Here is an 11700-nt window from a genome sequence, read left to right as displayed (position 1 = left end):
CCTTACTGGCCAGAAGTTGCCGGGGCCGGCGTTGCTGGTGTTGACGTTGCCGCATCCTGCGGCTTCTCGGCTTGGTTTTCGCTGGCGACCCATGGTTCAGGAACCACCTTGCTGTCCGGCTGCACCTTCTGCACGCCATCAACCACGATCTTTTCACCGGCCTTCAGGCCACTCTCGACCACCCATTCCTGGCCGGTCGCCTGACCCAGTTCGACAACGCGCACCTTGGCGGTATCATCACCTTCGACCACATAAACCTGCGCCTTGCCATCCTGGCTGCGCACCACCGCACGCTGCGGCACGGTAATGGCGTCCTGTCTGACGGCCTGTTCAACCTTCACCCGCACATACATGCCCGGCAGAAGGTCACCATTCGGATTGGGAAATTCGGCGCGCAGCGTGACCTGTCCGGTGGTGGAATCGACATTGGCACTGGAAAACAGCAGCTTGCCCTTTTCGCCATAGACATCGCCGCCATCAAAAACCAGCTCGACGCTGGCCTGTCCCGGTGCCGGGCTTTCAAGGCGACCGTCATTGACGGCACGGCGCAACGCCAGCAGGTCCTGTGCCGACTGGGTAAAGTCGGCGTAAACAGGGTCGATCTGCTGGATAAGGGCGAGGCTGGATGTGCCATCCGCCGTCACCAACGCACCTTCGGTAACAAGTGCACCACCGATGATACCGCTGATTGGCGCACGCACCTCGGTATATTCAAGATTGATCTTGGCTTCTTCCAGTGCGGCCTGCTGCAGCGCGACGTCTGCTTCTGCCTGCGCCAGATTGACGGATGCTGTGTCATAATCAATGCCGCTGGCGACATTGCGTTCACGCAGTGTCGTCTGGCGGGCCAGCTGAACCTTGGCATTGTCTCGGGTTGCCTCGGCGCGGCGCAACGAGGCTTCAGCACTGGCGACCCGTACGCGGAACAGTTTCGGGTCGATACGGTAAAGAACATCGTCCTGTTTGACGAAGGTTCCCTGTTCAAAAACGCGTTCCTGCAAAATGCCGGAAACACGGGCCCGCACTTCCGACACGCGGGTTGCGGCCACACGGCCGGGCAACTCGTTGATGACGGGAATGGGGTGCGCCTGCAGTTCAAGCACAGCAACGGCCGGCGGCGGCATGCCTTCCTGCGCCAGTGTACTGGTTGCGGTCAGGGCCAAAAGAGAAGTGGCAATAAGGCACGCCTTCAGGCGCGGCAAATATATGCTGCGGTACATAGTGGTTCCTTTAATATCGGGATCAGGCCTTAAGGCCCAAAATTACGTCTGATCGGGATAGGATGTGTAAATCGTTCGCACACCTTCAAGGATCTTGATCTGGTCTTCCGGGCTCCATTGGTAAAAGCCAAACAGCTCGGTGACAAAAAAGCCGCACAAAGCGAGATAGGACATTAGCGCCGCATGCGGTTTCGGTCCGTCAGCCATCGCCTTGATGTCGGTCAGCGTCCACTCGCGCATCTGCCGCTGCAGTTTTTCTTCTGAGGAGACTGACGCGCAGACAGCAAGGGCAACCGCACGCTCCGTGTCATCGACCACCCGTGATGCAGCGTTGATACGCCCGTACAATTCCGGGTGAGGGGTGTCCGCCGCCGCCTCAACGGCCGCAGACTGCCGTTCCAGCTCCATATTCATCCGGCGATCAATCAGTGCTTCCAGCAGTGCGCTTTTTGACTTGTGGTCATAAACCACCGTCGATTTGCTGACGCCGGCTTCCTGCGCAACCGCATCAATGGACAGGCCGGCTGCGCCAAGCCTCACGACGACACGCTCAGCGGCATCGAGAATATCGTCCTTCATGATTTTTCTGGTGCGACCCACAGCGCTCTCCGGATTGTTGTGGGTTTTGATTTACGAACGATCGTATTTAAAAGCAATAGAAAAACGACCGTTCGTATAAAAATTATCATTTATCAGGGTGTGGTGAAGTGTCGACAGTTGCGCAAGGGAAAGTCGCTCGATGGGCCGTCTCATCAGATTGTAATGCCGATGTCCCGATTTGGTTAAGTCCGGAATGGAGCCGATCCGAACGGCGAGAATCTGTGCTTAAGGCTCTATTTTCAGATGATGTTCGAAGATAATATTGATATACGCGCCGGGTAGATCTGGGGGATCATATGCCGACGCAAAGAATTGATGTGATTGATGGCTTGAGAGGCCTCGCTATTCTGATGGTGATCTATCAGCATGGTTACTCAATTAAGGCACGCGATGTGTATACATTCTTCACTGGAGGATACCCATGGATTTTGGGCCACGGTTGGATGGGTGTCGGTATATTCTTCATTTTAAGTGGGTTTGTTCTCGCTATACCTTTTGCCTCAGGTAGGTCGAAATTGGCCAGCAGCGAGGATATTAGAAACTTCCTCAGACGAAGAGCAAAACGTCTTTTGCCACTCTTCATCTTCGCAGCGTTCGTCAGTTATGGCTTTTCGATGCACGCTGGAGCGCCGCAAACAAGGTCGCTCTTACTAACGCTGACCACGCTGACTATGTTTTCTAAGACCAACTTCTTTCCACTCATAAACGGCCCGTTCTGGTCACTCGCTGTGGAAATATGGTTCAGTATACTTTGCCCCTTCATCCTAGCTTATATGTTCCGGCACAATATTGTACGCGCGCTGTTGGCTATCTGCCTTTTTTCTCTCTTGGTACGGATCGCAGGAACCTATTTTCCTTTCTCCAATTTGCAGGTAAATCCTGTTAAGGATTCTGTTTTTGGACGACTGGATGATTTCGCGATTGGGATCGCAGTCGCAATAGCTTTCGTCAAAGGAAAACTGCCGAAATGGGGTGACATGCATGCTTTTGCTGGAATCTGCCTAATCTTAGGAACCGCTGTTCTGTGGGATTTTCAGCTCCAGATGCCAAAGTTCGCTACCGCATTTTTCAACTTAGGCCTTCAGGCTGGAGTTGTTTTGATCGTAGTAGCAGCGCTCGGTAGCGCGCGATTTACACAAGCCGTGTTATCAATGTGGTTTCTCAGGTTAGCCGGAGCTATGTGTTTCTCTTTGTATTGCTGGCATGGCCTCTTGATAGGTCCGACAATGCAGGCTAATCCGCTGAAATTCCAATCGATCGTGTCGTTTTGGTCTGCGCTGGTCGTGATATCCTGCTTCAGCTACAGGTTCATAGAGTTCCCAATGAAAAGTGCGCGCGAAATATTCTTGCTGAAGAAGGCACCATAACGAGGCAACAAATAATTTAGACGAAACGTAATTCCCCTATGACGCAACTTATTCCTTCCACATCGATACACGCGAGTTGCGCAATATCTCAAAACCGTCTTCGTCGGATGACATAAGTATGACTGATGGAAAGCGCTTAAATTTTTTAACCGGTATTCGAGGATACGCTGCGCTCGGCGTGGTCATGATTCATATCTTCGGAATATTTACATCGCTGGGTCGAAGTTCCAGGAATTGCGGGCGGTCGAGCAATTGTTTCGTGGATTGAGGAAAAACGGCAGGGCCGCCAATCTTTCAAAAAAGCAGACCTGAGCAGAGGGGCACTAAGAGGAAGGCTGCATTTATCAGTGATACAACCATATTGTGCATTAAGCTTTTTTTGGACGCATTGTAGTGCTTGTCGAGTTTGCCTTGTGACGACATCCTGCTAAGGGATGATATGGGCAAAATTCGTTACCTTGACGGCCTCCGTGGCGTTGCAATTCTTCTTGTTTTTATGATCCATGCTGGCGGCTGGGGTCTGCGATCGATTGGCAACATCGGAAACTCTATTGCGGACCACGGTAAATACGGCGTCACTATATTTTTTGTTGCCTCTGCCTACGTCATTTGCTTGTCAGCTTCGAAGGCTTTCGAGGGCGAGGATTACAACTGGAAAGCGTTTTACGTCAGGCGGTTTTTCCGTATCGCCCCAATGTACTTTCTTACCTTGGTTGTCAGCCTCCTATTGCGTCAGCCGGATGCTTGGCCGTCAACCGCGTCAATCATTTCGCACTTTACCTTTTTGAATGTGCTGTATCCTCGATACGCCAACGACATTCTGTATGTAGAATGGTCGATAGCTGTCGAAATGGCTTTTTATGCGATATTCCCGCTTGTACTTATAGCAAGCCGAAGAAACTTGACCCTCATAGCTGGTGCAGCGATATTTTTTGCATTGCCATCACTGCGCCACGGGATCTACGCCCTAATAGGTGGAGACCTATTTGAGTTCAGGCACTATACGCTGCCGTGGCACGCTTATGCATTTTTGTGCGGAGTTTTGGCTTTCCACTACCGGGAAACCCTAAAGAACCCGCAGTATTTTTTTGTTGCGCTTGCTGCTCTGGCAATGCAGTTGATCGTTGGTGAAGGATCGTGGAGCGGTCCGGTATTTGCTGCGGTCACTGCCATCGTCGTTATTGACGGTCATCACAACGGCTGGTCAGAAAAGGTGCTGTCGTTCAAGCCGCTCACATTCATTGGCAAAGTCAGCTTTTCTCTCTACCTGATCCACTCGATGTGTATATCCGTGCTTGGCCCATACCTGTCGGTACCGGCGGCAATTTTGCTGGCTTACATCGGGCAAAGATTTGTTGAGGCGCCATTCCAGTCTTGGTCAAAGACCATGTTCAGGAAGCCGTCATCGTCTTCGGCGGCTCCCTGAATAATATCAAACCTGCATAGGCTGGGGCGTGCGGCATCAATCTGAGGATTGGCCGCGCCGGTTATTCGTAATGATCCTGGACGTAAAGCCACAGTGCATCCATTTGCTCAGTGGGCAAGTCTAATAGCCCTGACAAACGCACGACCAGTGGATCATCCCGTCGATACGACTTTCGTCCCTCGACATCGAGTTCTGCAAGATAACGTTCGTCCGGGTCTTCGATTGCGGCATAGACGTCAGCCTTTTTTAATGAAAGCAACTCCCATGCAGCCTTCCAGAAGGGCACAGGCTCGATCGACAAGAATGGCGTCGGGGCTTGTAGAGCTTGCTCCTGAAGTGCGTTGAACTCCGCATACTCAGCGGACGTCATTTCACGAAAAACACCGTCAATATATGTCTTTTCCATATCAGCCCCTCCTGCCTTCTACGAGAAGACGTCCAGTAAAATTGCCGGAACTCATGTAGATCCGCAGTCCGTTGAGAGCCGCTGATGTAGAATGGGCGCCGCCGACCAGAAGGCTGAAATAGGCGTTTCCGCTATCAACCCCCACGGCCTGTCCCTTGTAATATTTTGATTGCGCCTTGGCCTTGTTGAACTCGAAGATCATGCCTTCGAAATTCATATCGTAGGTGTTGGAAAGACCGCGGTAGCTGGGCGTCATTGCTCCAACGCCTGACGTGCCAGCATCATATCCAGCACTCACGCCAACCATGCCGCTGGCTGAGATATAATAACTGGAGTTGATCCACGTCCCTCCATTGTCTGGACTGAATATCAGACAGGGAACGGCGTTGTTGGAGCTAGGGCGAAGGATACCGCTGATCCTGATCTGGCGAAACGCATCAAGCCCCGTCCTGGTATAGGCGGCGACGTTGGTCAGTTCTCCGGTATCGTCGACAAGCTCCCATCCCTTCGTGGTCTCAAGTGTTGCAACGCGGGTGCGCGCGTCGGCCACGTCATTGACCAGTTGAGTGGCGTCAAGCGTGGCTTTATCAAACGGAGCATCATAGGCCTTAATAAACCAGGTGACGGTGATGTTGGCTGGACGAGTTTCAGACGCCATTCTACCATCTGGACTATCGGTATAGGCAATCGTCGTAGTTGTTGCTGTTGATCCAAACCCAGCGACTACAGAAGACACAACGTTTTTTATGCCAAAAATTGCCCAAGGCGACTGCCCCGATGTAGGCATAGCGTGTCTATGATCTTGTAACGCATCCGCCTGAACCGAGCCAAAAACTCGTCCTGCATCACGAAGTGTCTGACTTGCTCTCCACTGGCGTTTGAACAGTGCGTCATCAGTGGCAGGGAAGACCGGGTTGCCAGCACCATTGACGGACCAGCCGTTCGCCAAAGCCCATGTCCGCAATTCGGGATAGGCTGTGGTAATTTCAAGGCCCGGAATAATCTTGAGATAGCCCGGTGGTATCGTGGTGCCGTTGCCGTAGACATCGATGATGGTGCCAATGGGCACGCCACCATTCAGATAGGCTTGGTTGGCCCAATATTTGGCGGAGTGCTCAGTTCCATCCACAACCCCATCTAATTTGACAGCCCAATCCTGTGCGCGTGCCGACCATTGCGCGGCCGTCGCTGCGGAGCTTGCCGTCTCAACGGCTGAGGTTTCGGCATCCTGTGCGTGGCCTTGCGCGGCATCGCGCGCCTGATAGGCTTGTGTCGCATAACCAGCGGCATTGACGATCATGCCGGAATTTGGCCCTTTGCCCAGCAGGCCGCCGACCATCATCAGCGTGTCGCCTTCATCAAGATTATTGGCAATTTTTAAGCCGGACTGGCCATAATCGGCCAGAATGGAGCGGTCGGTCTGCTCCTTGAGTTGCTGGATCTGCATTGTCAGCAGATCCATACGCACCTCGACCGTCTCGGCGTAATAAGCACCCTGGTTTTCGAGATCGGTATCCTGCGTAAACGGCACACCGCGCAGCAGCACGATTTTCTGGCCATTGACTGGTGCGACATTCAACACGGCATTGCCGCCGGAATCGTCCGCGACACCGGTGACGATAAAATCGTGCTGATGGTTGAGAACAGTCTCGCTGCCATCGGTATCGATAAGAATAACCCGCAAATGTTCGGGTTCATAAATCTTGAACTGATATTCAAATGCCGTTGTGACGCCGTTACCATTGTAAGGGCCAGAGCGGTTCACTTCGCTGGGTATCGTCATTGTTTCTCGCGCCTATGGGATTTGGCGAACCATAGGCGCAAGAAGGTTGTCAGGCTGATTTGGTGGTCAGAAGCTGCATGAGTGAGGTTTCTCCGCCCTTTGTCTGCGGCATGCGTGCCTCCACCACCTGGCTGATCTGTGTCGCTGGCAGGCCAAACGACAGGCCAGTCGTGTTGAGAGTTGCCATCAAACCGGCCGTATCAATGTCGTTAAGGACACCAGACGCACTGATCATGCCTGCCAGTCTTTTGGTGCCATTGTTGTCGTTGTAACGCTGTGCTTTGCCACGGCGTGGTGCTCCAGTTTTGGGGCTTTCAGCATCGCGGAAAAACGGCATGGTCTCGGCAATAGAGAGAGCTGATACTACATCACCGACTGGAGACTTGCCATGCGCAAGAGCCTTCAACACGGCATCAGTGTGAAACACCGCGGCAATATCAATCGCCAGGGCGATACCCTCGGCAGCATCGTTACTGACCGGCATTCCACCTTGCGGAACACTGTTTTCGCCCGTGCGGGATTTGGCTGTCATCAACGAGCCAAGCGCTGTCAGCAGGGTTTCAACCTCTCGTTCTTGGACGCTGGTCATCGCATTGTCGGAGGGTTTCCCATCACGCGATGTCTGCAGGCGTTTCACCAGCCTGTCGGCATGGCTTATGGCCTTGGCCTCGTTGCGTCGATATGTGTCCAGTCCTTGATGATATCCCGCCAGCCATACCGGCACTTCCACCATCTGATAGTTCAGTCGTTGCATCACCCAGCTGGAAAGCCCATCAAGCGAAGTGTTGCCTCCGCTGGAGTTTTCGAACGTGCCTTGTCGGCTGGACATAAAGGGTGACAGCGCCGCCACACGGCGCATCACGCCCGGCCGCAGGGCAGTTTGCAGGTTATCGGCAAACTGCTGCTGACCGATGCTGGTCATGGCCTCGGACAGACCGGACATCTGTGTCATTGATGACCCGAGTTCCGTGGCAAGGCGAGCGGCGGTAACATTGTTCTTTGCGAAACGCGCCGTACCGCTCAGCAACGCGGCGCCGGATGTGTCTCCGGTCGCGGCATCGCGCAGCCAACCCTGCAACATCACATGGTCTGCACCTTGACCGGTCTGGATAAAGGCGGCCTGAATACGCTCGTCCCGCAGCAGGCGGCCAGTGTTTGCCAAGACTTCACTGAGTTCCAGATCATGGACCAGCTCGTTGACATGGCTGTGAAGCACGGACATATCAAGCTCAAGCGGCACGGCCGTCTGGCCTTGCTGCTGCCCGCCGTGAAGGCCGCTGGTATGCGCCTTGGCAAACTTGCCGGCAACAAGCGCCTGTGGCACATCATCTGTGTTGTCGCGCAGCGGGTAATAACCGCCTGCCAGTTTTTTGCCACCAATCATAACCGGCGTCGCTTCCACCCATTGTGGTGTAACACCGGTTACCCGTTTTTCGCGGGCAGCAATGTCCGGCTTGAACGAAGCGGTATAATCCCAGACGGATTGGACAAAATCCGCGTCACGTGCGTCCAAGTATTTCAACACGGAAACAACCTGTTGCTCGCTGAACGCCCCGGCAATGGTTTCATCTGTCAGCTGTCTGCGGTTTTCCGCAGTGCCGGTGTTCAGCGCAATGGCAATCATGTCCCATTTGGAAATTGACGTTCCAAGTGCCGGCACATGCACGCGCCTACCCATGTCCTGACGCTCCGCGGGGGAGTAGACGTCATAAAGTGCGGCCAGATCACTCGCGGCCTTTTGTTTGCGTGCCAGTAATCGCCCAGACGCGGCATCGACAGGTGCCTTGATGGCAGCTTGCACGGTGCCCGCTTTTTTTGATCCATCGAGGTCGCGAAGCACAAGGTTGGCATTCATGGCCGGGTCAAGATAAGGGCGAGGGCGCCCATAACCCTTAGTGCCGGCGGTACCCCCAGTGTCTGCAGAGAACGGCGCCGTGTCGTTCCCGATAGCCTGCTCAGCGCCCGTTGGTGTGCGGGTAAAGGCGCCCAACACGCCCGAAACGGTCTGTTCAAAGTCGCGCGTCTGCTCGGCATCCACCAGCTTGCCGGCCCGCATTGCTATGTGTTGCAGGTTACGGATGCTGTTGACCACGCCACGAAGCGATTGCAGCGGCAGTTTTCGGTACGGTGTGCGCATGGTGGAGGATATAACCTCGTCGGTTATTGCCAACTCGTTTTCACGACCTGCCGCCTTCATCTGTTCAATAAATACGTCCAAGCCACCCGTTGCACCTGCCTGCCTGCCTGCCCATGTCCCGAAGTGGACATTGGCCTGCATGGACTGTGAGGCGTTCAGCTCGTAACGGCCAAGCAGGTCGTCCATGGCGCTGTTGTAGTTTATGCGGCCATTATCGTGGAATGATGCGAGGGCAAACTGTTCCCGCCTTGCCGGGGTGTCAACGCTTTGAACATAGCGTTCCATCTCTTCCACTTCGCGGGCGATTTTTCGGCTCTCGACATAAAGCGCGTGGTTGAGCAGCTGCCGCTTTTTGGCGGTGTAGAGCTTTTTCGCAGTCTCGTTGTTATCAGCGGATGTGCCGGTTGAGATATCTGCGTCAACGGCGGCGTCACCATTCTGCGTCGTCGCTGATGTCGCTGGGTCGACTATTGATCCCGTGGAAAGCTGCAAACCAAGACGCTCCGCTTCCTCTGCTGCACGTCGCTCGGCAGCCAGAAAACGTCTGCTCTCCATTGCGTCTGCCACGGACATGGTCGACATCATGGATACAGCAGATGCATGGGCATCTTTAAGGGTCGTGTTTTGTGTCGTGTTGGACAATCGGCCAACCGCTTTCAGCTCTATTTCCAGCCATTGCCCTCGGCGATCGTTATGAATGGCGTCCATGGCTTTCAGGTCGGCGGTGCCGTCATAAAGCGGATCGCCATGGCGCTCGCGCATAATACGCGCTGTCTCGCTGTCAATCCGGTCGTTGCGGCTCGGCGCCATCACCATGAAACGCAGTAATTCGTCGCCGGAACCATAACCGAAAATGCTGGCGACATCATCGGGATCAAGACCACCTTTGTCCGTATAAACGGTCTGGCTGCCCCGCGGCAGCAGGCCCAGAATACCATCGCCATAGTGTGCGACCAGCATTGCTTCGTCAAAACGAATATCGGCCAGATGATCAGGCATCTCGCCGTCGCCAAGCCAGCGGCGGTTGCTCATCAGCTCCGTCGCCCGGTAGTGTCCTTCAGTGTTAACCTGCTTCTCCACCTGGGTGCGCACCGTTGCCTTCTCTTGCGCGTAGGCTTTGTCCTGTTCACGCCGCACCGGCTGCATCACGCTTTGCAGCATTTCCGCACTTGCTTCGTCCTCGCTTTGTCGGCGTGCGGCCGTAAAGTCGGCATATGCCGCCTCGGAAAGCCCCATGGCTTCTGCGGAGGAAAACACAGGGCCGCTTTCGCCAGCGTCCAGACGCGCCATTTCCAGCTGGCCGTCACTGACCAGCATGCGGTTAAACACTTCCGCGACCTCAGGGCCTGTTCGCCCGCCGAAAGTAGTCACGGTCCGGTAGGCCGTCGTCAACCACTTTCGAGCGGTTTCAAATGTATCGGCAAGTTCGGGCGAGGGTACTTTGCCCTCCAGCAGGTAGGTTTCAAAGGCTTGGCTGAAATGTGTTTGTAGGCCGCTGTCGACTACCGCCGTTTTTGCCGTGTTGTCGGTCGAAGCCGTTCCAAGAATGGTCGCGCCATCGGTCGCGGCAATGTCGTTGTTATCAACTGCTTGTGCGCCAGCGTCTGCAACGCTCGTCGCGCTTTGGCCCCACCAGTCATTCAGCTGAGCCATGGCTGCCATCGCTGTCGGCTCGCCCTCGTTCGCCATGTCTCGGATATGATTGGTGAACTGACCAACTACGCCTGCAAGACCAGCGCTAGAGAAGGCCGTGATGCCACCGGCTCCCATCCCCCCTAAAGATCGGCCTTCCGATGCGGATGCGCGTTTGCCTCCGGCTTTATTCTGCGGCAAGGGTTGCACATCACCATTTTCCTGGGGCAGGGCATGGGCTTTGCCGTCTTCACTGGGCAGTGGTTGTGCATCGCCTTTTTTGACCGGCGTCAATTTAACGTTGTCACCGTTCTTGGCGCGCACATCGGACAGCACCGTTTGTGAAACAGCGTCGAGATCCTCGCCAACTGGATATCTAGTCAGTGCGTCAACGGTAAATGTCTTGGGGCCAGTCTTCGTCTGCTGCAGATAAAGCGTCTCGCCATTGGACATGTGTTTGATGTAGCCAATAATTGGCTGACCGAGTGCATTCTCTGCACCGGAAACTATTCGGTCGGCTGATGATATGATGTCAGGGATTACCTGAATATCTGCCTTCATGACAGGTAATTGTGTGTCTGAAAGTGTTGTGTTGTTGAGACTGTCACGAATAGTTTTGGTGCTGAGAGAATGTTTGGCTTTGGAAATGTCAAACCCCGTCGCATCCTGTACCGCCTGCACCACGCTGTCACCAGCACGACCGACATTTTCCTTTGAGTTTTTGCCAGGTGGAAATTGCTCGCTGCGGCGCAGTAGGGTTTGGGTTCTACGGTAATTTCGTTCTGTATTGAATTTAGCGGCGGCGTCTGTTGTTTTAACGTCTATCCGGCCATCATTTAGTGTCTGATCAAAATATTTTAGATAATCTTTCGCCTGCGCGGTGGAAAATGCGTCCGGTGCAAAACGTATATGGCTCTTCAACAATATTTCTTCTGGTGTAGATACGACTCTACTCGCATAAACGGCAGTCAAAACTTTTATGTCGCCACCGCTGTTGCGAGCTGCGTCCAGTTGCTGTCTGCTTATGCCCAATGTCGCTACGAAGTAATAAGGATCAATATCCTTCGTTTGGAGCGCGTCAAAAATATTCTCTACGTTGAAATATATGGTCTCAAGCGGCTTGCCTTTG

7 protein-coding genes are annotated in these 11700 nt (G+C 54.0%); 2 read left to right on the top strand and 5 right to left on the bottom strand.

Going from position 1 to position 11700, the window contains the following annotated elements; translation table 11 throughout:
• Positions 1-2: 2 nt before the first annotated feature.
• Entirely contained in the window at positions 3-1220 is a 1218-nt protein-coding gene (locus tag HGO37_RS05925) for an efflux RND transporter periplasmic adaptor subunit (protein WP_250982572.1), read from the bottom strand.
• A 42-nt stretch (positions 1221-1262) separates the two neighbouring features.
• Positions 1263-1820: a TetR/AcrR family transcriptional regulator gene (locus HGO37_RS05920; protein ID WP_192491272.1), complete on the bottom strand. Its 558-nt coding sequence runs from the start codon at positions 1818-1820 to the stop codon at positions 1263-1265.
• Between the two features lie 296 nt (positions 1821-2116).
• Here HGO37_RS05920 and HGO37_RS05915 point away from each other — a divergent pair, with 296 nt between their 5' ends.
• Together HGO37_RS05915 and HGO37_RS05910 are read left to right on the top strand one after the other, a co-directional pair.
• Positions 2117-3187 (top strand): acyltransferase family protein, encoded by a 1071-nt coding sequence (locus HGO37_RS05915; RefSeq protein WP_250982571.1) that lies wholly within the window; start codon positions 2117-2119, stop codon positions 3185-3187.
• Between the two features lie 439 nt (positions 3188-3626).
• A complete protein-coding gene (locus tag HGO37_RS05910) occupies positions 3627-4613 on the top strand; it encodes an acyltransferase family protein (protein ID WP_250982570.1) in 987 nt (328 codons plus the stop codon).
• 61 nt (positions 4614-4674) lie between these two features.
• Here the strand turns inward: HGO37_RS05910 and HGO37_RS05905 are convergent, their stop codons facing one another.
• The 3 genes from HGO37_RS05905 to HGO37_RS05895 are packed head-to-tail and all read right to left on the bottom strand — an operon-like array spanning position 4675 to position 11492.
• The gene (locus HGO37_RS05905; protein ID WP_250982569.1) at positions 4675-5019 is read right to left on the bottom strand and encodes a hypothetical protein; all 345 of its coding nucleotides are present in this window, start codon (positions 5017-5019) and stop codon (positions 4675-4677) included.
• 1 nt (position 5020) lies between these two features.
• A complete protein-coding gene (locus HGO37_RS05900; RefSeq protein WP_250982568.1) occupies positions 5021-6802 on the bottom strand; it encodes a hypothetical protein in 1782 nt (593 codons plus the stop codon).
• A 49-nt stretch (positions 6803-6851) separates the two neighbouring features.
• Positions 6852-11492 carry a PBECR3 domain-containing polyvalent protein gene (locus HGO37_RS05895; RefSeq protein WP_250982567.1) on the bottom strand — a complete coding sequence of 1547 codons (4641 nt, stop codon included), beginning with the start codon at positions 11490-11492 and terminating at the stop codon, positions 6852-6854.
• Positions 11493-11700 lie beyond the last annotated feature (208 nt).

The organism is Rhizobium sp. CG4, from assembly GCF_023701965.1.
GTDB lineage: Bacteria > Pseudomonadota > Alphaproteobacteria > Rhizobiales > Rhizobiaceae > Agrobacterium.
This window is presented reverse-complemented; position numbering and strand designations above follow the sequence as displayed.